Origin of the sequence: Gemmobacter aquatilis, assembly GCF_900110025.1 — a bacterium.
In the GTDB taxonomy this organism is placed as follows: domain Bacteria; phylum Pseudomonadota; class Alphaproteobacteria; order Rhodobacterales; family Rhodobacteraceae; genus Gemmobacter; species Gemmobacter aquatilis.
Genome location: NZ_FOCE01000021.1, coordinates 1 through 22,477, shown reverse-complemented (window position 1 = coordinate 22,477; position 22,477 = coordinate 1). Strand labels below are relative to the sequence as shown.

Genomic DNA, 22,477 nt, shown 5'->3' with positions numbered 1-22,477 from the left:
GCCGATATGCAAGCATCCAATCGCCGAAACGACCAAACCGCCCACATATCTCTTCAATATTCCATCAATGTCAAAGAGCGCGGACACAAAACAATCGGCTCGCTAATCCCTTAGCGCTACCAACCGCCTCATCTCCAGATTTTTCCGTCGCTTTCCACTTTCGTTTCCGGCGCCGCGTCCGTCGCTGCGTTGCCGCCGCTTCGGTGAGGCGGTGTTTAGGCAGAGGCGCCGGGAGGTGCAAGACGAAAAATGCGCAGTTTCGCAAAATTTCTGCGACAGCCCTCGCCAGGCCCTTGTTTCATTGAGGTTTTTTAATCGCCTCCCGTAGCGTTTTCTCTCCGCCGATCAGCCCCCGGCCATCACGCAAAGCAGTTCGAACAGAATCGAGGCCCCCAGAAACGCCGTTCCCCCCGAAGAATCGAAGGGCGGCGACACCTCTACCAGATCGGCCCCCACGATTCTGACGCCCGAAAGCCCCTGCACCACCTGCAAGGCCTGCCAGCTGTTCGGCCCGCCCACCTCGGGCGTGCCCGTCCCCGGGGCAAAGGCCGGGTCCACAAAGTCGATATCATAGCTGATATAGGTCTCGCCGCTGCCTGCGATGCTGCGCGCCTCGGCCATCACATCGGTCACGCCGCGCGCATGGAACTCCTCGATCGGGATCACCCGGATGCCCACGGCACGCGCGAAATCGCGGTCCTCGCTGTCATAGGTGGTGCCGCGGATGCCGATCTGCACCACGCGCGTCGGATCGAGCAGGCCTTCCTCCACCGCGCGACGGAAGGGCGTGCCATGGGTATACATCGTGCCGCCGAAATAACTGTGGAACAGATCGGTATGGCTGTCGAAGTGAATCATCCCCAAAGGCCGGTCCTTCGCCAGCGCCCGCAGGATCGGCAAGGAACACAGATGATCGCCCCCGGCGGTCAGCGGCAAGATCCCGGCGGCGCGCACCTGCGCATAGAAGCGCTCCATCCGGCCCATCGTATCCATCAGATCGGCCGGGTTCGGCGCCACATCCCCCAGATCGGCGCAGCGCAGCGCCTCGAACGGGCGCACCCCCGTCACGCCATTCTGCGCCCGGATCATGGTCGAGGCATCGCGCAACTGGCGCGGGCCGTGCCGCGGCCCGGGGCGGTTGGTGGTGCCGCCATCCCAGGGCGCGCCGATCAGCCCCACCTGCACCTGCACCAGCCGAGGGTCATCCAGCGGCACATGCGGCAGCCGCATGAAGGTCGGCACGCCGGCATAGCGCGGCAGATCGAAACCGGAAACGGGGCGGAAGAAGTCATTGCTCATCGGGCACACCTGCTGATTTTTCGGCAGTCAAGCAGATGCCCGTCCGTCCGTCACGCCCCTGCGCGACATGCAACTGCCTCAAACGGCCATCCCCCCTTGACCGCACGCGGCCCCTGCGCCTCTATCGGCCAAACTGCCAACAGGACAGATCCCATGACCCAACCCGCCGAATCGTATCGCAGCGCCCCCCCGGCTGGCCGTTCCGTCATCGCACAGGACGTGCGCATCAAGGGCGATCTCGGCGCCGACGGCACGGTCGAGGTGATGGGCGAGGTGGAGGGCAAGATCAACGCCCGCACCTTGGTTGTCGGCGCCGAAGGCCGGGTGAAAGGGTCGGTCACCGCCGATACCGTCGATCTGCGCGGCAGCGTCGAGGGCAAGATCACCTGCATCTCGCTCACCCTGCGCAGCGCGGCACAGGTGAAGGCCGATATCGTCTATACCACCGTCGCCATCGAAAGCGGCGCCACCATCGAAGGCCGCTTCATCCGCACCAAGGGGTGACTTACCGCGGCGGAATCGCATAGGTCAGCCCGGCCCGCGCCACCGGATCAGGGCTGCCCTCCGACCGGATCAGCACATCGCCCACCGCCAGCACACGGCCCAGCTTCAGCAGCCGCACCTCGGCCAGCAGGTCACGCCCGGCCTCGGGCTTGCGCATGAAATCGATGCTGCAATTGGTGGTCACCGCCAGAGCCACCGGCCCGATGCGCGACAGGATCGCCAGATAGATCGCCACATCCGCCAGCGCGAACATCGTCGGCCCCGACACCGTGCCGCCCGGGCGCAGATGCCGTTCGGCCACCTTCAGGCGCATCACCAGCGCATCTTCGCGCAATTCCTCCACCGCGAAATCCGCCGCCACCTGCGGAAATTCCTGCGCCAGAAACGCCTCCAGCGCGTCGCGCCCCATTACCACAGCCATCCGCTTCCCTCTCTGCCCGTTCGCCGCTAGCCTTCCGCGAAACCGGAGGAATGACAAGATGACTGACCTGCTTCTGCGCGAGGATATCGGCCCCGTCGCCCGCCTGACCCTCAACAGCCCCGCCAGCCTGAACGCGCTGTCCGACGCCATGCTCGCCGCCCTGTCCGACGCTTTCGCGCGGCTGGCGCAAGATCGCACCATCCGCGTGGTGATCCTGCGCGGTGCAGGCAAGGCCTTTTGCGCCGGGCATGACCTGAAGGAAATGCAGGCCGCCCGCAGCCAGCCCGACAAGGGCGCCGCCTATTTCCTTGACCTGTTCACCCGCTGCGGCGCGGTGATGCAGGCGATTCCCGCCCTGCCCCAGCCGGTCATCGCCGAGGTTCACGGCATCGCCACCGCCGCCGGCTGTCAACTTGTCGCCACCTGCGACATGGCCGTCGCCGCCGAGGGCACGCGCTTCGGGGTGAACGGGGTGAATATCGGCCTGTTCTGCTCCACCCCCATGGTCGCGCTCAGCCGCAATGTTCCGGCAAAAGTGGCGTTCGAGATGCTCACCACCGGCGCCTTCATCGACACGACCCGCGCCCGCGATGTCGGCCTGATCAACCGCGCCGTGCCGCCCGCCGATCTGGAAAGCACCACCCTCGCGCTGGCACAAACCGTCGCCGCCAAACTCTCCGCCGCCGTCAAGATCGGCAAACGCGCCTTCTATGATCAACAGGGCCTGTCCCTCGCCGAAGCCTATGCCCAGACCGCCGCCGTGATGCAGGAAAACATGCTCTGGCGCGATACCGCCGAAGGCATTCAGGCCTTCCTCGAAAAACGCGCCCCCGACTGGCAGGCGTGACAGGCCCGGACCATGCAAGGACAGAAAATGCCGCCGAACCGCTGACATTTTCTGTTCTTAAATATCCTCAGGGGGTGAATGTGCGCGCAGCGCACAGAGGGGGCGCGAGCGCCCCCTGCCTTACAACCGCACCGCAACGCGCCCCTGCAACCGGCCTTCCAGCAGATCCAGCCCCAGTTGCGGCAGATCCACGAAATCGCGCGTCACGCTCAGCCGGGCCAGCAGATCGCGGTCCAGTTCCGCATCCAGCCGCGCCCAGGCCGCCTCGCGCCGGGCCATCGGCACCATCACCGAATCCACCCCGCGCAGCGTGACCCCGCGCAGGATGAACGGGTAGACCGTCGTCGTCAGCGCCCCACCGCCCGCCATGCCGCAGGCCGCCACGATCCCGTCATAACGCGTCTGCGCAATCGCATCGGCCAGCATCGCCCCGCCCGCCACATCGATCACGCCCGCCCAGCGCTCTTTCGCCATGGGCCGCCCGCCCGCCGAAATCGCCTCGCGCCCGATCACCTCTGCCGCGCCCAGCGCCCGCAGATAGCCCTCCTGTTCGGCCCGGCCGCTGACCGCGATCACATGGAACCCGGCCCGCGCCAGCAGGCTCACCGCGACCGAGCCAACCCCGCCCGAGGCGCCGGTGACCAGCACCGCATCGCGGCCCGGCTGCAAGCCGTGGTCCGTCAGCGCCATCACGCACAGCATCGCCGTATAGCCCGCCGTGCCGATCTGCATCGCCTGCTCCGTGCTGAACCCGGCGGGCAGCGCCTGCACCACGCTTTCGGGCATCCGCACCCGTTCGGCATAGGCCCCCCAGCGGGTTTCCGACAGGCCCCAACCATTCACCATCACCTTGTCGCCCACCTTGAACCGGGGCGAGGCACTTTCCACCACCTCGCCTGCAAGGTCGATGCCCAGCACCATGGGGAAGCTGCGGATGATCGGCGCCCGCCCGGTGATCGCCAGCGCATCCTTGTAGTTCAGCCCCGAATGGGCGACGCGGATCGCCACCTCGCCCGCAGGCCAAGCCTCCAGCGGCAGGTATTCAAACCCCACCGTATAGCTTTTGCCCTCGCCTGCCCGCGCAACCAGTGCCTTGCCCATCGTCATGCTCCCTGAACTGCGGCGGCCAGCGCGGGCGGCAGATCGAACTCTGCCAGCACCCGCGCCCGCCCGCCTTCCGACATTTTCCGCGCGGTCTTGGCGACAATATCCACCACCGCCTCCGCTTCGTGCTTCGCCGCAAATCCCGCGAAATAGAACCGCAGGAACACGAAGCAGATCACATCCTCCAGCGCCTGCACCTCGGGATCGCGCTTGATCCCCTCCTTGCGCAGCAGCACGCCGACCCGCGCCTGTGCCTCGGCGTCATAGCCCGCCTCGGCCATGATTCCGGCCACGCGCGCCGCATGGCGCCGCCCCTGTTCGCGCCGCCATTCCAGATAGCCCGCCTTGCCCTCGGGATAGGCGCCGCGCGCCAGAAGCCAGCGTTCCACATGCTGGCCACGCGCCGCGATTTCCAGCACATCCGACGCATCAGGGAACAGCCGCGCCAGCTCCGCGCTCATCCGCTCGCCATACAGCAGCGCCGCCGGGCGCCCGTCTTCCAGCGTCGGGTCCGCCGCATTCGCCGCATCAATCGCCGCCAAAGCCGCTTTCAGATCCGCCATCGCATCCTCCCAGTTTCCCGTGATCCTGCGACGGGGCGGGCGATCATGCAAGCCCGCTGCCCCAAAGCGAAACGCCGCCCCTTGGGGCGGCGTTCGTCCGGCTTACTGCGCCACGATCAACATTGGCTTGGCCCCACTTGGCCGCCCCGCCTCCAGCTGCGACACCCGCGCCTCAAGGTCCGTCACCTCTTGCGTCAGCACCTCGGGGCTCAACACCTCCGGCTCCACCTCGCCCCGCCCGATCAACCCGCGCGTCGCCCAACCCAGCAGGCGCGACAGATCATCCATGATCAGAAAGAACGACGGCACCACGATCAGCGACAGCACGGTAGACATGATGATGCCGCCGATCACCGCCGTCGCCATTGGCGCGCGGAAGCTGCCGCCTTCGCCCACCCCCATGGCCGAGGGCAGCATCCCCGCCGACATGGCGATCGAGGTCATCACGATGGGCTGCGCCCGTTTGTGGCCCGCCTCCATCACCGCCTTCATCCGGTCCATGCCCTGCCGCCGCATCTCGATGGCAAAGTCGATCAGCAGGATGGCGTTCTTGGTCACGATCCCCATCAGCATCAGAATCCCGATCAGAACCGGCATCGACAGCGCCGAATTGGTCAGGATCAGCGCCGCCGCCACGCCGCCAATCGCCAGCGGCAACGAGAACAGGATGGTGAAAGGCTGGATCACGCTCTTGAACAGCAGGATCAGCACGGTCAGCACCAGCATCAGGCCCATGATCATCGCATTGCCAAAGCTCTGCGTCATTTCCGCCTGCACTTCGGCATCGCCCGCCTCCTGCACCCGGACAGATGCGGGCAGCGTCACCTCCTCGGTGATCTCCTTGAACCGGGCCGAGGCGGTGCCCAGCGCCACGCCCACCGGCAGGTTGGCGCCAATGCTGACCCGCCGGTCGCGGTTGAAGCGTTTCACCGTCGCAGGCCCTTCGCCAATGCGAATATCCGCCACCGCCGACAGCGGCACCGCCCCGCCCGAGGCCGTGGGCACCCGCAGCGCCGCAATCCGCGCCAGATCGGTCCGGCTCGCATCGTCGAACCGCACCCGCACCGGGATCAGCCGGTCGTCGATGGACAGTTTGGCCAGCGCCGCATCGGTGTCGCCAATCGTCGCCACCCGCACCACCCCGGCAATCGCCGCCGTGGTCACGCCCAACCGTGCCGCCTCTTCCGCCCGCGGCGTGATCTGCAACTCCGGTCGCGGCAAGGCGCCATCGGTCGAGACATTGGCCAGCGCCGGATCGCCGCTCAGCGCCTCCTGCAAAATGGCCGCCGCCGCGTTCAGATCCGCCTCATTGGCCGACAGGATCGAGAAGGACACGTCCCGCTCGCCCCGGTCGTTCAGCTTGTAGGCCAGAATATCGGGTACATCGCGCATATTGGCGAAGATCTCTGCCTCGATCTCGTTCTGCGGCTTCACCCGCCCCTCCGCCTGCGGTTCAGGGATCAGCCCGCCGATCAGCGGTATCCCCCGCCCGATCCGCATCAGCTTGTGCAGCAGCGAATGGTCCAGCTTGTCCAGCACCACCGTCACCGAGGCGCGGCGCACGTCCAGCTCGCCCGTGGGCGACGATCCGCCCAGCACGAACACATTCGCCACCCCTTCGATGCCGCTGATCCGGTCATGGATCATCGTCGTCGTGCGGTCGGTATCATCCAGCGTCGATCCCGGCGGCAGTTCCACGCTGATCGCGATCCGGCTCACATCCTCGGGCGGAATGAAACTGCCCGGCACCTGCATCATGAAGAACAACGAGATGAACAGCACCACGAAGGCCCCCACCAACGTCAGATAGCGCGCCGGGATCAGGATCTTCCGCGTCGCCAGAAAGAACGCCGCCACCCGGTTGCGCGGGTGCATCCCCAGCCAGCTTAGCGGGTTGGGGATGCGTAACCCGCCCGCCGTGGTCCGCGACACCACCCACAGATAGCCGCGCATGAACAGCCCGTCCTTGTGGTCGTCATGCCCCGCCGCATCCTTGGCCCGCATAAGATAGGCCGCCATCAACGGCGTGATCAACCGCGCCACCAGCAAGCTGAACAGCACCGAAATCGCCACCGTCAGCCCGAATTGCCGGAAATACTGCCCCGGAATCCCCGGCATGAAGCTGACCGGCACGAACACCGCCACGATGGTAAAGGTGGTGGCGATCACCGCCAGCCCGATCTCGTCCGCCGCGTCGATCGAGGCGCGATAGGGCGTCTTGCCCATGCGGATATGCCGCGCGATATTCTCGATCTCCACAATCGCGTCATCGACCAGAATCCCGGTGGCCAGCGTGATCGCCAGAAGGCTCACGAGGTTGAGCGAGAAGCCCAGCATGTCCATGATGTAAAAGGTCGGGATCGCCGAAAGCGGCAGCGCCACGGCGGCAATCGCCGTCGCCCGCCAGTTCTTCAGGAAGGCCAGCACCACCAGCACCGCCAGTGCCGCCCCTTCCAGCAGCGTATGCAACGCGCTTTCATAGTTGCCGACGGTATAGAACACCGTGTCATCGACAAGGCTGATGCCCACTTCGGGATGCTTGGCGCGAATCTCGTCCAGCGTCGCGGTCACCGTGTCGGCCACCGTCACCTCGGATGCGCCCTTGGCGCGGAACACCGCAAAGGTCACCACCGGCTCGCCGTTGAAGCGCGAAAACGACCGCAACTCTTCGTAAGTGTCGGTGATCGTGCCCAGCTGATCCAGCCGCACAAAGCGGCCATTGCCCAGCGCGATGGTGGTGGCGGCCAGCCGCTCCACCGTCTGGGCATTGCCCAGCGTGCGGATCGCCTGCTCGCCCGCGCCCAGTTCCGACCGCCCGCCGCCCAGATCGGTGTTGGTGGTCTTCAACTGCCCGCTGACCGCCTGCGCCGTCACGCCGAAACTGCCCAGCTTCACCGGGTCCAGCTCGATACGGATTTCCCGGTCGGCGCCGCCATAGCGATCCACCTTGCCGATGCCCGATTTGCCCTGCAGCGCCCGTTTGATCGTGTCATCCACGAACCACGACAGTTCTTCCATCGTCATGTTCGGGGCGGAAACGGCGAAGGTCATGATCGCCTGCCCCTCCACGTCGATCCGGCTGACGATGGGTGCATCCACATCGCCCGGCAGATCGCCGCGGATCTTGTCGATGGCGTCTTTCACATCCTGCACCGCCTTGTCGGTCGCAACCTCCATGCGGAATTCGACCGCCGTGGTCGAAACCCCGTCGGTCACCGTCGAGGTGATGTTCTTCACCCCGGCAATCGCCGCCACGGCGTCTTCAATCTCTTTGGTGACCTGCGTTTCCATCTCGGCCGGTGCCGCGCCCGATTGGCTGACGACGACCGAAACGAACGGCACGTCGATATTCGGGAATCGCGTGATCGGCAGCGCGTTGAAGCTCTGCCAACCCAGCACCAGCAGCATCACGAAGGCCAGGATCGGCGCAATCGGGTTGCGGATCGCCCATGCGGAAAAGTTCATCGCCCAACCCTCACTGCGTCACGGCAGGAACCGGCGTCACCTGATCGCCGTCGCGCACAAAGGCGCCCGCCTTGGTCACCACCAGATCGCCCGCCGCCAGACCGGCGGTGATTTCCACCAGCCCGTTGTCGCGGATGCCGGTTTCCACCGAAACCCGCCGCGCCACGCCGTCCTTCACCAGCATCACCGTGCTGGCCGCCCCCAGCGCGCTGACCGGCACGGCCAGCGCCTCACGCTCGGCCAGCAGGATCTCGGCATCGGCATACATGCCCGACCGCACGGTCCGCGCATTGTCCAGCGCGATCCGCACCACGCCCAGCCGGGTGGCACTGTTCACGCCCGGCTCCACCAGACGCACATGGCCGCGCAGCGGCTCTGCCGCGCCCACGGTGAACACCCGCGCCGTCATGCCCTGCTGCAAGCGCACCAGATCGGCCTCTGCCACATCGGCGCGCAGTTCCAGCGCGCCGTCCTTCATCAGCACGAACATCGGCGTGCCCGCCGCGCTGGCCACGCCGCCGATCTGCGCATTGCGCGACAGAACCTCGCCCGCCACCGGCGCCACCACGCTGGTCCGCGTCAGGTTCAGCTCCACATTGTCCAGTTGCGCCTGCGCCAGTTCCACCTGTGCCTGCGCCGCCTCCAGCGATTTCTCGCTCGCCGTCACCCGGGCCGCCGCCGATTGCGACGCCGCCAGCGCCTGATCCAGCGCCGCCTGCGAGGCATTGCCGCCCTTCTGCAAGGCCGCCGTCCGCACCGCCACCCGCTGCGCCTCGTCGGCCGAGGCGGCCGCCTCCAGCACCCCGGCTTCGGCCTGCGCCACCCCGGCTTTCGCCTGCGCCAGCCCGGCGCGCAACTGGCTGCGCTGCAATTCCAGCGTGGTCAGCGACAGCCGCGCCAGCACCTGCCCGGCCTCGACATAATCGCCCACCTCGGCCTCCAGCGCCTCGATCGGCTGGCCTTCGATCAGCGGCTGCACCAGAACCTCGTCCACCGCGCCCACCATGCCGCCCGCGATCACGCGGTCGCGCAGCACCTGCTTGCCCACGGTCGAAACCGAAATCGCCGGACGCACGATCCCGGCCTCTGGCGCGGCGGGGGTGGCGGCTTCGGCCCATGCCATGCCCGGCCCGGTCAGACCCAGCGCCACCAGAACTGCAATACCCTTGACCCGCATCATCTCAACCTCTGTCTTTCGTATCGGCTTTTGCCTGACAAACTTCTTCCAGAATCAAATCAATCATCCGCTGCATCAGCGCGGTCTGCACCGGGTCCGCCACCGCCTCGCGGCAGCCCGTCTGCACCGTTGACGCCTTGACCAGCGCCACCGCCAGCCGGGCATGCGACATGAACCGCCGCTCCGCCTCGTCGCGCGCAACGCCCACCACCAGCGCGAAGGCGCCGCACAGATAGCCGCAAATCTCGCGCTCCATCCGCTCCACCACCGCCGCAATCTCCGGCTTGCGCCGCGCTGCCGCCGTCACCTCGGCCCAGATCGCACTGTCATCGTCCGAGGCCGAACACCCCTCGGCGATCCGCGCGTGCAGCCCCGACCGCAGCGCCTGCAACGGGTCTTCCGCAGCGGCGATACAGGCGAATTTCTCCTCCACCTCGGCCAGATCGCGGGTGATCATCGCCTCCACCATCGCGGCTTTCGACGGGAAATAGCGGTAGAAATTGCCGACACTCATCCCCGCCGCCCGGGCAAGTTCCTGCATCGAGGCGCCGTCAAAGCCCTTTTCGGCAAAGATCCCGCGAATCTGGTCCAGGATTTCCAGTTCGCGCGGGCGCACCGCCGGTTCGGCGATCCGAGGCAAGGATTGATGGGTCATGGGTTCCACACAGGCCGAAAAACTTCGGCGAATCTCCGAGAGTGAACGTTCATTCGCACGATCATCGAAGTTGACCTTTCGGTCAAGCAAAAGCTGTATCCCGCAAACGGAATTTGCTGCGGTCGCACAATCGGCAACCGCAGCCCCCTTGCCCTGCTGTCAGGATCAGCGGATCTGCGCCCGCGCCTCGGCGCGCTTCCACGCCTCTTTCGCCCCGGCCAGCGCCAGCATCAGCGCGATCCCCGTGCCGATCAGCGCGGTATCCAGCGCAAGGCTTTGCGGCATCACCGTCTTCACGCCATTCGCCGTATAGCACAGCACCACGCCCAGCCCAAACACCGGCAGCGCATGGCGCCCCAGCAGCGCAAAGGGCGCGGCAAACCGGCTGGCACAGGCCTGCCGCACCGCCGGCCAGACGCTCAGCACATAGGCCAGCGCCAGCGCATGGCTCAGCCGCGGCACGGTCAGATAGGTCTTGTCAAAAGCCACCGCGATCCACGGGAAATGCAGCTTTTCGGCCGCCAGCCACAGCACATGACCAAAGGCCAGCTCCAGCGGCTCGTAAATCGCCGCCGCCGCGCAGAAGATCAGCCAGACGATGCACAGCGCCACCAGCCAGCGCTTCACCGGCACGAAACGCTGGCCATGCTTGGCGGCCACCCCGGTCAGCAGCCCCAGCACGAACAGCAACTGCCAGGCGAACGGGTTCAGGAACCAGCCGGACCCGTTCGGATAGCTCGGCATGTTCAGCCAATACATCGGCGTGATGAACCACAGGGCCAGCGACCCGGCCAGCAACACCCGCGGCGCGCGCAGCGCCAGCCAGATCAGCCCCGGCGCCACCAGCAGCAGCGCCGCATACAGCGGCAGGATGTTGGCATAACCCAGTTGATGCGCCAGCGTCGGAATGCCGATCAGAAACTGCAGCGGCTTTTCATAAAACTTGTCCACCTCGTTCAGCTGCATCATGCCAAACCCGCCGAACCATTGCGCCGTCGCCGCCGCCACGCCCAGCGCCATCGCGGTGGTCACCAGATGCACCTTGTACAGCGTCCAGGACCGCCGCCACAACCGCGCCACCCCGGCCCAATACGGCCCCGGCCCGGCGAAATAGCGCATATAGGCCAGCCCCGCCGCGATGCCCGACATCAGCACGAACCCTTCCGCCGCATCGGAAAACCCGAAATTGCGGCTGGTCAGGTTCTCGTAAATCTGCCCCGGCGTGTGGTTGATGAAGATCATCACCAGCGACAGCCCGCGCAACACATCCAGCCGCGGGTCGCGGCCCGCAGCAGGCGCGGCGACAGCCGCGCGCAAGGTCTCAGGCATGGGCAGTCTCCGCTTGCGCCGAAAGCGAGACATCCCGCATGGCGATCATCTCGCGTTCCCACACGGCCAGCAGCTCGCGCTGGCGCCGCATCACCGGCGCTTCGGCCAGATCGGTGGGGGTGACGAACAGCCCGCCCGTCGCCGGGCGCGACGACCAGCTGATCAGGAACGGCGCCAGCATCATCGGCACCAGCACCGGCAGCATCCAGACCACCAGAAACGGCGCCAGCAACCAGGTGCCGATCAGCCCGGCCAGGCCCGAGGTCACCACCCAATGGCTCGCCATCCAGGCCTCGCCCACGCTCAGCCGCGCATCACCGCGGTTGTTGGTCGGCCAACCGCCATCGCGCCGCAGCAGCACCTGAAACACGCTGCGCGTCTGATAGGCCAGCAGCACCGGCGCGCTCAGCGACGAAAACAGCAGTTCCGCCAGCATCGAGGCAAAGCCGCGCAGCGCCCCGCCAAAACTCCTGGCCCGCCCGCTCATCGCCGCATGCAGCGCCACGGCGAATTTCGGCAGGATCAGCAGCCCGAACACCCCGATCGCCAGCCCGATCGCCTTCGAGGTTTCGGCCTGCGGAAAGATCGGGAAGGGCCAGTAAGGCTCGGGGAAGTAATCCGGTGGCGGCGCGAAATAGGGCGCGGCAATCGAGGCCAGCATGAAGCCGATCCAGAACAGCGGCGAGATATAGGCCATGATGCCCTGAAAGAACACGAACCGGCTCCACGGTTTCAGCCCCGGTGCCGCCAGCAGCCGCGCATGTTGCAGGTTGCCCTGACACCAGCGCCGGTCGCGTTTCGCATGATCGACCAGATTCTCCGGCCCTTCCTCGAAAGACCCGCCCAGATCGTCATCCAGCCGCACCCGCCAGCCCGCCCGCGCCAGCAGCGCCGCCTCCACATAGTCGTGGCTCATGATATGCCCGCCAAACGGCGGCTTGCCCTTCAGCTCCGGCAGGCCGCAGCTTTCGGCAAAGGCGCGCACCCGCACCATGGCATTGTGCCCCCAGAACGGCCCGGTGCGCCCCTGCATCATCGCCAGCCCACGCGCGAACACCGGCGAGTGGAAGGCCGCCGAAAACTGCATCGCCCGGCCAAAGCGGGTTTTCGCCCGCGTCACCACCGGCAACGTCTGCAACAGGCCCAGATCCGGCTCCGCCTCCATCCGCCGCGCCATTTCGACAATGGTGGCGCCTTCCATCAGGCTGTCGGCATCCAGAATCAGCGCCAGATCATAGGCGCCCCCGGATTTCTGGATGAAATCCTCGACATTCCCGGCCTTCTTGCCCTTGTTGTCGGCCCGGCGGCGATAGAACATCCGCCCTTCCGCCGCGCGATCCTTCAGCAGCCGCAGGAACCACAGCCGCTCGCGCGCGGCAATCGCCTCGTTGCGGGTGTCCGACAGGATGGCGAAATGGAACAGATGCGCCTGCCCCGTGGCGGCAAGGCTTTCATCCATCGCGGCGATGCGCGAAAACGTCGTCACCGGGTCTTCATTATACACCGGCACAAGGATCACGCAGCGCGCCGTCAGCGGCCCGGCCAGCGACACCACCGGCGGTTCCGCCCGCGTGGTCAGCCCCATCAGCCCCTGCACCGCGCCCCAGGCCAGCCACCAGGTGGAAATCAGGATCAGCACCGCCCGCAACACGTCGATGAAATCGAGCCCGTCCGACCAGCCGAATTGCAGGAACAGCATGAAGGCCCCAGCCCCGGCGACGAGGCTAAGCACAATCGCCACCCCGCGGGGCAGGGTGGCGGCGTCACGCGACCGCAGGGGCCGCGCTACAGGGCTCGACATGGATCACATCTCCTGATGCGGCGCCGGTCCCAGATGCAGCAGCGCCTGCACCGCCCGCAGCGCACGGCGCAGCAGCGGGGTGTCGGCGGTTTCCAGCAATTGCTTCGGCATCGCCAGCGTCGCACTGACGGGCGTGCCCAGATCCTGTACCAGCTGCTCGATTTCAGCGGCAGAAAGTGTGGAGAGAGTCTGCATCACGCGTTGATCCACTGATAGAGCCACGTTTCGGTCAGCTTGCGTCCATAACCCGCGACATGGGCAACCAGTTCCACCGTCGCGCCTTCTTCGGCCTTCACATCCAGCGTCAGCCGCCAGATGTCAGATCCCCACACGCGCAGGAATCCCTGATGCAGGATCTCGCCGCCATGCACATTGACCACGGCCTCGATCTCCGAATCCGCTGGCAGCGGGTCCAGCGGGCCGCCGGTGAAATCCACCACGAACTTGCGGGTGTTCTCGGCGCTTTCCACGCCCGACACCCCACCCACGCCCGACCGGGTTTCCAGCACATGCGCCAGATCGGTCGTGTCTTCGATGGGCAGGCTCCCCCAGCGCAGACGATAGGCAAATTCGCGCGCGTCGCCCGCCTTGATCGCGCCTTCCGGGGTCCAGAACGCCACGATATTGTCGTTCACTTCCAGATCCGACGGAATCTCGACCAGACGCACGATGCCCTTGCCCCAATCGCCGATCGGCTCCACCTCCAGCGAGGGGCGGCGCTCATAGCGCGATTCCGCATCCTGATAATGCTCGAACGCGCGGTCGCGCTGGTGCAGACCGAACGCCTTCGGGCTGCTTTCCGCGAAATGCGACCCGGCCAGACGCGGCGGATTGTTCAGCGGGCGCCACAGCACATCGCCATCGGTGCGGGTGATGCGCAGCCCGTCGCTGTCATGCACCTGCGGGCGGTAATCGTCGAACGCGTGCCGGTTGCGCTCCGAGAACAGATACATCGAGGTCAGCGGCGCCACGCCCAGCAGCGCCACATCGGCGCGGAAGAACAGCCGCGCCGTCACCTCCATCACCGTTTCCACCCCCGGACGGATGACGAAGCGGTACGCCCCGGTCACCGACGGCGATTCCAACGCGGCATAAACCACCGCCTCGCGCGCACCCGGCGCCGGTTTCTCGATCCAGAAGCCCGAAAACCGCGGGAACTCCTCGGCCTGATCGCTCGCCGTGTTCAGCGCCAGCCCGCGGGCCGACAGCCCGTAACCCGACCCTTCGCCCAGCGCGCGGAAATAGGAGGCGCCCAGGAAGGCCACAACCTCATCCATCACATCCAGACGGTTCAGCGGGTAATGCAGGCGGAACCCGGCCACGCCCGGCATCTTCTCGCCCGCCGGCACCTTGGCCGCCAGCTCGTTCAGAAAGCGGAAATCGTCGGTGGTGAAGGCCATTTCCGAGGCCAGCCCGTCCTTCACCTCATAGGTCGTCACCGGCTCGGCAAACAGCCAGCCCATCGGGAAGGCGTGCAACTGGAACTGGCTGTCCTTGTCCTGCGCCCAGCGCGCCCGCGCGGGGTCATAGCTGACCAGACGATAGTCGTCATATTTCAGCCCGGCAAAGAAGCCGCCGATTTTTTCGGGGGCGACATAGGGTTGCGCCGCCTTGCCCTGCATCATCTGGGTCAGCAGATCGAACGAGAATTGCTGCGGCGCAGCAGCAGGCGCCGCCTCTTGCGCAAAACCGGCGCCGCGCAGGCCGGCACCCAGCAGCGCAGCCGAAGAGGTTGCAGCCAGAATCAGCGCACGACGAGAGAGGGAGAGCACGGCATCCGGGCCGAGAGGCATGGCGAAATTCCAGTATTTCAGGGGCCTGCGACGGCAAGCCCTTTTCGCGCTGCTATATCGGTGTGCCGGTGCCAAATGCAAGATCGCCTGCACGATCCGTGACCGTTCAAGCGCGAATCTGCCTGCCTGTTGCGCGCCCGCCAGAGCGCCCATTTCAACCTTGCGCAATTCGCAGGCGCAGCACAATTTTATTGCCGCGCAACCACCCGCGCCGCAAACCTTAACGGCGGGTTAACGGCCTTCCGTCGCCCGGCGCGGCAAAATTGCGCGGGGCGATTCTCCGCTTCACCAATGCGGCGGCTTCTGATCGGCCAGCGGGATCGAACTGCCCATCGCCTCGCGCTCCGCCTCGCGTTCCATCAGCAACCCGACCCGGCGCAACAGCAGGTCGATCTCGCGCCCCTGCCGCGCCACCACATCCGACAGGTCTTCCACCACCCGCACCAGATGCGCAATCTGCTCTTCCGCCGCCGTGATCCGCTCCATCGCCCTCTCCATGACTTGTCGCCAAGCCCCCCATCCGCTAAGGCAGGCCCGATTGATAGCGAGGCCTGCCCATGTCCAAGGACAAATCCGCCCGCCGCCCGAAGGCCGAACCCCCGAAGGGCTTCCGCGACTATTTCGGCGCTGAAGTGACCGAACGCAAGGCGATGCTGGACCAGATCGCCGGGGTTTACCATGCCTACGGCTTTGACCCGCTGGAAACCAGCGCCGTCGAAACGGTCGAGGCTTTGGGCAAATTCCTCCCCGATGTCGATCGCCCGAACGAGGGCGTTTTCGGCTGGCAGGACGAGGATGACCAGTGGCTGGCCCTGCGCTATGACCTCACGGCGCCGCTCGCCCGCGTCGCCGCCCAGTTCCGCAACGACCTGCCCTCCCCCTATCGCCGCTATGCGATGGGCCCGGTCTGGCGCAACGAAAAGCCGGGGCCGGGCCGGTTCCGCCAATTCTATCAATGCGATGCCGATACCGTCGGCTCCCCCACCGTCGCCGCCGATGCCGAGGTTTGCGCCATGCTGTCCGACGCGCTGGAGGTGGTGGGCATCCCGCGCGGCGATTACATCGTGCGCGTCAACAACCGCAAGGTTCTGAATGGCGTGATGGAGGTGGCGGGCGTCCTCGATCCCTCCGACCCCGACCGTTTCGCCGCCGAACGCGGCATCGTGCTGCGCGCCATCGACAAGATCGACCGTCTGGGCGAGGCGGGCGTGCGTGCCCTGCTGGGCGCCGGGCGCAAGGATGACTCGGGCGATTTCACCAAGGGCGCGGGTCTTTCGGAGGAACAGGCCGAGGTTGTCATGGCCTTCATGGCCGCCAAACGCGACAGCGGCACCGCCACCGCCGCCCGCCTGCGCGATCTGGTCGGCGCCTCGCAGACCGGGCTGGAAGGCGTGCAGGAACTCGAAACCATCGCCGAATTGCTGGATGTGCAAGGCTATGGCCCCGACCGCATCGTCCTTGACCCCGGCGTGGTCCGTGGCCTCGGCTATTACACCGGCCCGGTGTTCGAGGCCGAACTGACCTTTGAAATCCTTGACGAAAAAGGCCGCCCGCGCCAGTTCGGCTCGGTCGCTGGCGGCGGGCGCTATGATGACCTGGTGAAGCGTTTCACCGGCCAGTCGGTGCCCGCGACCGGCGTCTCCATCGGCGTGGACCGCCTGCTCGCCGCCCTGCGCGCCAAGGGCCGCACCTCGGGCGCGGGCATCGGCCCCGTTGTCGTCACCGTGATGGACCGTGACCGCATGGGCGATTACATGGCCATGGTCGGCGAATTGCGCCGCGCGGGCATCCGCGCCGAGCTTTACCTCGGCAATCCGAAAAACTTCGGCAACCAGTTGAAATACGCCGACAAACGCGCCTCCCCCATCGCCGTGATCCAGGGCGGGGACGAGGCCGCGAAGGGCAGCGTCGTGCTCAAGGATCTCGTGCTCGGCGCCCGCATCGCCGCAGGCGCCAGCCTTGAGGAATGGAAGTCCCGCCCCGCCCAGTTGGAAGTCGCCCGCACTGATCTGGTCGCCACCGTGCAGCGGATGCTGGCCTCCGCCCCGGAAGCGCCGGACGGGTCGGCCCCATGCTGACCATCACCCCCGCCGCCCGTGCCGAGGCCGAGGCGCTGTTCGCCGCCCTGCGCGACACCGGCGCCCTGCCGGTCGAGGCGGACATCCTGCAGCCTGCGGAAACCCTCCTCGATCTTTACGGCGAGGACATCCGCGCCCGCGCCTATGTCACCCAAGACCCGCTGCGCGGCGAAATGGTGCTGCGCCCCGATTTCACGGTGCCTGTCGTGCAGGCCCATATGGCCAATGGCGCCGACCCGGCGCGTTACACCTATATGGGCCCGGTCTTCCGCAAGCAGGATCACCTTGGCCCGCGCGCCAGCGAATACCTGCAAGTCGGCTACGAGGTGTTCGACCGCAACGCCCCCGAAGCCGATGCCGAGGTTTTTGCCCTGTTCGCCCGGCTGCTGGCACCGCTGAACCTGCGCGCGCTGACCGGCGACATCGGCATCCTGCTCGCCGCGATCGAGGGGCTCAGCACCACGCCCCGCCGCAAGGCCGCCCTGCGCCGCCATGTCTGGCGCCCGCACCGCTTCCGCGCCCTGCTGGATCGTTTCGCCGGGCGCGCGCCGCTGCCCGAGGCCCGTCTGCGGCTGCTGGATCACCTGCGCTCCGACAGTGCCGAGGCGCTGATGCAGGCCGCCGGTCCGCAGATCGGGCTGCGCTCTGCCGCCGAGATCATCAGCCGCACGCAGGCCCTGCTGGAAGATGCCGCCACCGCGCCCATCGCCGCCCCCGAAGCCGCGCTGCTTTATGACCTGCTCGGCCTTGCCGCCCCCGCTGATGCCGCCTTGGCCCATCTGCGCGGCATCCAGCCGCTGATGCCCGCCATCGCCCCCGCCGTGGATCGGTTCGAGGCCCGCCTCGCCGCCCTGCGTGCCCATGGCATCGACACCGCCACCCTGCCCTTCGAGGCCAGCCATGGCCGCACCACGCTGGAATATTACGACGGCTTCGTCTTCAGCTTTCACCAAGGCGAGCCCCTCACCGGCGGCGCCCTTGCCGCCGACGATCTGCCCGCCGTCGCCTCGGGCGGGCGGTATGACGCGCTGACTGCCATCCTCGGCGCAGGCCGCTCCATCCCCGCGGTGGGCGGCATCATCCGCCCCGCGCTTGTCGCACAGATGAAGGGCCTGCCCGCATGAGCCTGAAGATCGGCGTGCCGTCCAAGGGGCGGCTGATGGAAAAGACCTTCGACTGGTTCGGCGCGCGCGGTGTGGCCATGCGTCAGACCGGGGCCGAACGCGAATATTCCGGCGCGGTGGACGGCATCGCAGGGGTGGAACTGGTGATGCTGTCGGCGGGCGAGATCCCGCGCGAACTTGCGGCGGGGCGCATCCATCTGGGTGTCACCGGATCGGATCTTGTGCGCGACAAGCTGGCCGACTGGAACACGCAGGTCGCCGAACTGGCGCCGCTGGGCTTTGGCCATGCCGATCTGATCATCGCCGTGCCCGCCGCCTGGATCGACGTGGACACGCTCGACGATCTGGATGCCGCCGCCAGCGCCTTCCGCGCCGCGCATGGCTTCCGCCTGCGCATCGCCACCAAATACCACCGCCTCGTGCGCGATTTCCTCACCCGCAACGGCATCGCCGATTATCAGCTGGTAGACAGTCAGGGCGCGACCGAGGGCACGGTGAAGAACCTCACCGCCGAGGCGATTGCCGACATCACCTCCACCGGCGAAACCCTGCGCGCGAACCATCTGAAGATTCTCAGCGACTCGACCGTGCATCGCAGCCAGGCGACATTGTTCCTCGCCCGGGCCGCCGATTGGCCGCCTGCGGAACGGGCGGTGCTGGCCGCTTTGGCGACGCAGCTTGGGCTCACCCCGCCCGCGCTCTGACCAGAGCGCGGCGAACCAGAGCAGGATTGGCAGAATCACCCGGCGCATGGCGGCCTCCTTCACCGCTCCAGTAAGGCGGCAAAGGGTTGATAAATCGTTTCCGGGCGCAAAAAATCGCGGGACACAAGGCCGACGGGCGGTGCACCGGGGGTGTACCGATGTCACCCCCTAGCGCAGGCCGATTTCCGCCAGCGCCCGCGCCAGATCTTCCGGCAGCGCCTCCTCATGGCCGCGCCCCTGCGGCAGGTCGCGTGGGCTGTCCTCAGGGGCCAGATAGCGCCAGCCCTGAAACGGCCTGCGCGGCGCCGCTTCGGTGCGGATCACCTCGGTATCCAGCAGCAGGGCGCAGCGCGAAATCCCGTCCGCGCCCTCCACCCGCTCCAGCCCGAGGATGCGCTGGCGGGCCAGGATCTGCCCCTTGATGACCCAGAAAAGCGAGCCGCCATCAAGCACTTCCGCCGCGCGCTTCGGCCACATGCGGGTGACATGCACCGCCCGCCCGGCAGGCCAGTGCTGCGCCTGACTGCGCTGCCAGTCCTCCAGATCCTCGATCGAGTCCGCCCCGACGCAAAGCTTCAGCAGATTGACGAATTCCGGCACGCGCACCTCCAAAATCTATGGCCTAACTAGCACGCGCCTGCCCCGCTGCAAGGCTTTACCCTTTCGCCTTCCAAGCGTATCTTGTAGGGCCTCCCCGACAAACCACTATAGCAAGGATCTCCACATGTCCCGTTTCGCCGCCCCCATTGCCGAGCAGATCTGGGACATGAAGTATCGTCTCAAAGCGGCGGATGGCACGGCGATTGACGGCACGGTCGAAGATACCTGGCGCCGAATCGCTCGTGCGCTGGCCGAGGTGGAGGCCGATCCCGCCTATTGGGAAGAAAAATTCTATCACGCATTGGAGGGATTCAAATACCTCCCTGCCGGGCGGATCACCGCGGGCGCTGGCACCGGGCGCAGCGTGACGCTGTTCAACTGTTTCGTCATGGGCACCGTGCCCGACAACATGGGCGGCATCTTCGATGCGCTGAAGGAAGCCGCGCTGACCATGCAGCAGGGGGGCGGAATCGGTTATGATTTCAGCACGATACGCCCCCGCGGGGCCGAGGTGAAAGGCGTTGCCGCCGATGCCTCGGGGCCGCTGTCCTTCATGGATGTCTGGGATGCGATGTGCCGCACCATCATGTCCGCCGGGTCACGGCGCGGCGCGATGATGGCCACGATGCGCTGCGATCACCCCGATGTCGAAAGCTTTATCGAGGCGAAAAAAGACCCCGCGCGTTTGCGGATGTTTAACCTTTCGGTCCTTATCACAGACGCATTCATGGATGCGGTGAAGGCCGACACCGCGTGGGAGCTTCAGTTCGGGGGGAAAGTTTACAAGACGGTGCAGGCGCGGGATCTCTGGAACCGCATCATGCGCAACACCTATGACTTTGCGGAACCGGGCGTGATCTTCATTGATCGCATCAACCGGATGAACAACCTGAACTACTGCGAAACCATCGCCGCCACCAACCCGTGTGGCGAGCAGCCGCTGCCGCCCTATGGGGCCTGTCTTCTGGGCTCGATCAACCTTGCCACGCTGGTCAGCGCGCCGTTCACCGCCGAGGCGAAGCTGGACCCGCAGGCGCTAAGCGAGTTGGTCGCGCTGGCTGTGCGGATGATGGACAATGTGGTGGATGCCTCGCGCTTCCCGCTGCCCGAACAGGCGGCAGAGGCGCAAAACAAGCGCCGTATCGGGCTGGGCGTGACCGGCCTTGCCGATGCGTTGCTGATGCTTGGCCTGCGTTATGGCTCGGTGGAGGCTGCGGCGCAGACAGAAGCCTGGATGAAGGCGATTGCCCACGCCTCCTACCTCGCCTCCGTCGATCTGGCGAAGGAGAAGGGCGCCTTCCCGCTGTTTGACGCCGAGGCCTATCTGGCCTCGGGCACGATGATGCAGATGGATGAGGATGTGCGGGCAGAAATCCGCACGCATGGAATCCGCAATGCGCTGCTGACCTCGATCGCGCCGACCGGCACGATCAGCCTGTATGCGGGCAACGTCTCCTCGGGGATCGAGCCGGTTTTTGCCTATGCCTATACGCGCAAGGTGCTGCAAAAGGATGGTTCGCGGACCGAAGAGGAAGTGGTGGACCATGCGGTTCGGCTGTGGCGCGACATGAAGGGCGACGCGCCGCTGCCGGATTACTTCGTCAACGCGCAAACCCTTCCGCCGCTCGATCACGTCCGGATGCAGGCCGCCGCACAGAAATGGATCGACAGTTCGATCTCCAAGACCATCAACTGCCCCGAGGATATCAGCTTTGATGACTTCAAAGAGGTTTACATGGCCGCCTGGGATCAGGGCTGCAAGGGCTGCACCACTTACCGCCCGAATGCGGTGACAGGCTCGGTGCTCAGTGTTTCGGAAAGCAGCGAAAAAACGCCGGCCGAGGCGCCGCAGACTGCACAGGGCGGCGAGGTTGTCTACCTGTCGGAACCGCTGGATCGCCCGGCGGCTCTGGAAGGCCAGACCTACAAGGTCCGCTGGCCCGGCAGCGAGCATGCGCTTTACATCACCATCAATGACATCGTGATCGCCAATCACCGCCGCCCCTTCGAGGTGTTCATCAACTCCAAGAACATGGAGCATTTCGCCTGGACAGTCGCGCTGACCCGCATGATCAGCGCCGTCTTCCGCCGCGGCGGCGATGTGTCCTTTGTGGTTGAAGAACTGAAAGCGGTCTTCGACCCCCGCGGCGGCGCCTGGATGGAGGGCCGATACATTCCCTCGATTCTCGCAGCGATCGGTGGCGTGATCGAGCGCCACCTGATTTCCATCGGCTTCATTGAAGGCGAAGGCATGGGCCTCAAATCCGACCCCAAGGCCGAGGTCGTCGCCCTTGGCGCCCGTCCCGGCAAGGCCTGCGAAAGCTGCGGGAGCTATGACTTGCGGATGGTCGAAGGCTGCATGACCTGCGGAAGCTGTGGGCAGAGCAAATGCGGTTAACGCGTGCAAGATGCTGCGCCAGATAGACTGCGGGGTGCAGATGGCAGCCTAACGCGCACGCCCCCGAGGCGGGGATGCACGGGTCAGCCCTGCCGATCAAGATGCAACCCACGGGTACGCCATGATCCGACAGGAAACCGTCAGGTCAAGGCAGCGCGGATGCGTGTCAGATAGCCGGCATTGCACAGCAGTACCGCGTGATAGGACTCCAGACTGGGCAACGCAGGACGCTCCCCTTGCAGAAGAAACCAACGGTGCACAGAGGGCGCGGCGGTGATATCGGCCAAGATCAGCGTTTCGCCCGCAATGAAGGGAGCGCGTGTTGATTTCCACCCAGAAGTGACCCGGGGTTTTCATCGAGAATTGACCCGCCTGAAGGTTATGTTCTGCGGGTTATGCTGGGGTCAAGGCATGCGTGGCCTCCCTTTTCGTTTTGGCTACTGCTGAGCTTGCCTTGAAGCGGAAGCTGTCGTTTCCGGTCTCAAGGATGTGGCAGCGGTGGGTAAGACGATCAAGCAGGGCGGTGGTCATCTTGGCGTCGCCGAATACGGTTGCCCATTCGCTGAAGCTGAGGTTTGTAGTGATGATGACGCTTGTGCGTTCGTAGAGCTTGCT

Annotated in this window: 20 protein-coding genes; 6 read left to right on the top strand and 14 right to left on the bottom strand. The window is 66.1% G+C overall.

The window, feature by feature from the left end; all coding sequences use genetic code 11:
- Positions 1-345: 345 nt before the first annotated feature.
- On the bottom strand, positions 346-1,299 hold the full coding sequence (locus BMX43_RS18885) for an agmatinase (protein ID WP_091303702.1): 954 nt from the start codon (positions 1,297-1,299) through the stop codon (positions 346-348).
- Between the two features lie 153 nt (positions 1,300-1,452).
- On the opposite strand from BMX43_RS18885, the gene BMX43_RS18880 reads away from it, so the two are divergent.
- Entirely contained in the window at positions 1,453-1,803 is a 351-nt protein-coding gene (locus BMX43_RS18880; protein WP_091303700.1) for a bactofilin family protein, read from the top strand.
- Between the two features lies 1 nt (position 1,804).
- Here BMX43_RS18880 and BMX43_RS18875 read toward each other — a convergent pair whose 3' ends face one another.
- Positions 1,805-2,224 carry a PaaI family thioesterase gene (locus BMX43_RS18875; RefSeq protein WP_091303699.1) on the bottom strand — a complete coding sequence of 140 codons (420 nt, stop codon included), beginning with the start codon at positions 2,222-2,224 and terminating at the stop codon, positions 1,805-1,807.
- A gap of 58 nt (positions 2,225-2,282) precedes the next feature.
- On the opposite strand from BMX43_RS18875, the gene BMX43_RS18870 reads away from it, so the two are divergent.
- Positions 2,283-3,071, top strand: a complete 789-nt coding sequence (locus BMX43_RS18870; protein WP_091303698.1) for an enoyl-CoA hydratase — start codon at positions 2,283-2,285, stop codon at positions 3,069-3,071.
- A gap of 120 nt (positions 3,072-3,191) precedes the next feature.
- Here BMX43_RS18870 and BMX43_RS18865 read toward each other — a convergent pair whose 3' ends face one another.
- From BMX43_RS18865 to BMX43_RS18820, 10 genes are all read right to left on the bottom strand, one after another.
- Positions 3,192-4,172: an MDR family oxidoreductase gene (locus tag BMX43_RS18865; RefSeq protein WP_175482196.1), complete on the bottom strand. Its 981-nt coding sequence runs from the start codon at positions 4,170-4,172 to the stop codon at positions 3,192-3,194.
- A gap of 2 nt (positions 4,173-4,174) precedes the next feature.
- Positions 4,175-4,738 (bottom strand): DUF4202 domain-containing protein, encoded by a 564-nt coding sequence (locus BMX43_RS18860; protein WP_091303696.1) that lies wholly within the window; start codon positions 4,736-4,738, stop codon positions 4,175-4,177.
- Between the two features lie 102 nt (positions 4,739-4,840).
- A complete protein-coding gene (locus tag BMX43_RS18855; RefSeq protein ID WP_091303695.1) occupies positions 4,841-8,203 on the bottom strand; it encodes an efflux RND transporter permease subunit in 3,363 nt (1,120 codons plus the stop codon).
- Between the two features lie 10 nt (positions 8,204-8,213).
- Entirely contained in the window at positions 8,214-9,383 is a 1,170-nt protein-coding gene (locus tag BMX43_RS18850; RefSeq protein WP_091303694.1) for an efflux RND transporter periplasmic adaptor subunit, read from the bottom strand.
- Position 9,384: 1 nt separating this feature from the next.
- On the bottom strand, positions 9,385-10,035 hold the full coding sequence (locus BMX43_RS18845) for a TetR/AcrR family transcriptional regulator (protein WP_091303693.1): 651 nt from the start codon (positions 10,033-10,035) through the stop codon (positions 9,385-9,387).
- Between the two features lie 165 nt (positions 10,036-10,200).
- On the bottom strand, positions 10,201-11,364 hold the full coding sequence (locus tag BMX43_RS18840) for an OpgC family protein (RefSeq protein ID WP_091303692.1): 1,164 nt from the start codon (positions 11,362-11,364) through the stop codon (positions 10,201-10,203).
- A complete protein-coding gene (gene mdoH, locus BMX43_RS18835; RefSeq protein WP_091303691.1) occupies positions 11,357-13,165 on the bottom strand; it encodes a glucans biosynthesis glucosyltransferase MdoH in 1,809 nt (602 codons plus the stop codon). Before mdoH ends, BMX43_RS18840 begins: the two co-directional genes overlap by 8 nt.
- A gap of 3 nt (positions 13,166-13,168) precedes the next feature.
- Positions 13,169-13,363, bottom strand: coding sequence for a hypothetical protein (locus BMX43_RS18830; protein WP_139201634.1), 195 nt, complete (start codon positions 13,361-13,363; stop codon positions 13,169-13,171).
- Positions 13,360-14,958, bottom strand: a complete 1,599-nt coding sequence (locus BMX43_RS18825) for an OpgD/OpgG family glucan biosynthesis protein (RefSeq protein ID WP_091303689.1) — start codon at positions 14,956-14,958, stop codon at positions 13,360-13,362. Before BMX43_RS18825 ends, BMX43_RS18830 begins: the two co-directional genes overlap by 4 nt.
- Before the next feature lie 285 nt (positions 14,959-15,243).
- Positions 15,244-15,444: a SlyX family protein gene (locus BMX43_RS18820; RefSeq protein WP_245749542.1), complete on the bottom strand. Its 201-nt coding sequence runs from the start codon at positions 15,442-15,444 to the stop codon at positions 15,244-15,246.
- A 71-nt stretch (positions 15,445-15,515) separates the two neighbouring features.
- Between BMX43_RS18820 and hisS the strand changes: the two genes are divergently transcribed.
- Genes hisS through hisG form a run of 3 tightly spaced genes read left to right on the top strand, consistent with a single transcriptional unit; the run spans position 15,516 to position 18,864 of the window.
- Positions 15,516-17,036 (top strand): histidine--tRNA ligase, encoded by a 1,521-nt coding sequence (hisS, locus tag BMX43_RS18815; protein WP_091303687.1) that lies wholly within the window; start codon positions 15,516-15,518, stop codon positions 17,034-17,036.
- Between the two features lie 2 nt (positions 17,037-17,038).
- Positions 17,039-18,160 carry an ATP phosphoribosyltransferase regulatory subunit gene (locus tag BMX43_RS18810; protein WP_091303706.1) on the top strand — a complete coding sequence of 374 codons (1,122 nt, stop codon included), beginning with the start codon at positions 17,039-17,041 and terminating at the stop codon, positions 18,158-18,160.
- On the top strand, positions 18,157-18,864 hold the full coding sequence (gene hisG / locus BMX43_RS18805; protein ID WP_091303686.1) for an ATP phosphoribosyltransferase: 708 nt from the start codon (positions 18,157-18,159) through the stop codon (positions 18,862-18,864). The genes BMX43_RS18810 and hisG overlap by 4 nt, the downstream gene beginning before the upstream one ends.
- Before the next feature lie 168 nt (positions 18,865-19,032).
- On the opposite strand, the gene BMX43_RS18800 is transcribed toward hisG, so the two are convergent.
- Entirely contained in the window at positions 19,033-19,464 is a 432-nt protein-coding gene (locus tag BMX43_RS18800; RefSeq protein WP_091303703.1) for a DUF1489 family protein, read from the bottom strand.
- Between the two features lie 124 nt (positions 19,465-19,588).
- Here BMX43_RS18800 and BMX43_RS18795 point away from each other — a divergent pair, with 124 nt between their 5' ends.
- Positions 19,589-21,862 (top strand): adenosylcobalamin-dependent ribonucleoside-diphosphate reductase, encoded by a 2,274-nt coding sequence (locus BMX43_RS18795; protein WP_091303685.1) that lies wholly within the window; start codon positions 19,589-19,591, stop codon positions 21,860-21,862.
- Between the two features lie 393 nt (positions 21,863-22,255).
- On the opposite strand, the gene BMX43_RS18790 is transcribed toward BMX43_RS18795, so the two are convergent.
- The coding region (locus tag BMX43_RS18790; RefSeq protein WP_175482194.1) for an ATP-binding protein at positions 22,256-22,477 on the bottom strand (222 nt) is incomplete at its 5' end.

What these genes read in the sequence shown, in the direction of transcription:
- BMX43_RS18885 (WP_091303702.1), bottom strand. Translation starts at nt 1,299, where the DNA reads ATGAGCAATGACTTCTTCCGCCCCGTTTCCGGTTTCGATCTGCCGCGC.
- BMX43_RS18880 (WP_091303700.1), top strand. Translation starts at nt 1,453, where the DNA reads ATGACCCAACCCGCCGAATCGTATCGCAGCGCCCCCCCGGCTGGCCGT.
- BMX43_RS18875 (WP_091303699.1), bottom strand. Translation starts at nt 2,224, where the DNA reads ATGGCTGTGGTAATGGGGCGCGACGCGCTGGAGGCGTTTCTGGCGCAG.
- BMX43_RS18870 (WP_091303698.1), top strand. Translation starts at nt 2,283, where the DNA reads ATGACTGACCTGCTTCTGCGCGAGGATATCGGCCCCGTCGCCCGCCTG.
- BMX43_RS18865 (WP_175482196.1), bottom strand. Translation starts at nt 4,172, where the DNA reads ATGGGCAAGGCACTGGTTGCGCGGGCAGGCGAGGGCAAAAGCTATACG.
- BMX43_RS18860 (WP_091303696.1), bottom strand. Translation starts at nt 4,738, where the DNA reads ATGGCGGATCTGAAAGCGGCTTTGGCGGCGATTGATGCGGCGAATGCG.
- BMX43_RS18855 (WP_091303695.1), bottom strand. Translation starts at nt 8,203, where the DNA reads ATGAACTTTTCCGCATGGGCGATCCGCAACCCGATTGCGCCGATCCTG.
- BMX43_RS18850 (WP_091303694.1), bottom strand. Translation starts at nt 9,383, where the DNA reads ATGATGCGGGTCAAGGGTATTGCAGTTCTGGTGGCGCTGGGTCTGACC.
- BMX43_RS18845 (WP_091303693.1), bottom strand. Translation starts at nt 10,035, where the DNA reads ATGACCCATCAATCCTTGCCTCGGATCGCCGAACCGGCGGTGCGCCCG.
- BMX43_RS18840 (WP_091303692.1), bottom strand. Translation starts at nt 11,364, where the DNA reads ATGCCTGAGACCTTGCGCGCGGCTGTCGCCGCGCCTGCTGCGGGCCGC.
- mdoH (WP_091303691.1), bottom strand. Translation starts at nt 13,165, where the DNA reads ATGTCGAGCCCTGTAGCGCGGCCCCTGCGGTCGCGTGACGCCGCCACC.
- BMX43_RS18825 (WP_091303689.1), bottom strand. Translation starts at nt 14,958, where the DNA reads ATGCCTCTCGGCCCGGATGCCGTGCTCTCCCTCTCTCGTCGTGCGCTG.
- BMX43_RS18820 (WP_245749542.1), bottom strand. Translation starts at nt 15,444, where the DNA reads ATGGAGCGGATCACGGCGGCGGAAGAGCAGATTGCGCATCTGGTGCGG.
- hisS (WP_091303687.1), top strand. Translation starts at nt 15,516, where the DNA reads ATGTCCAAGGACAAATCCGCCCGCCGCCCGAAGGCCGAACCCCCGAAG.
- hisG (WP_091303686.1), top strand. Translation starts at nt 18,157, where the DNA reads ATGAGCCTGAAGATCGGCGTGCCGTCCAAGGGGCGGCTGATGGAAAAG.
- BMX43_RS18795 (WP_091303685.1), top strand. Translation starts at nt 19,589, where the DNA reads ATGTCCCGTTTCGCCGCCCCCATTGCCGAGCAGATCTGGGACATGAAG.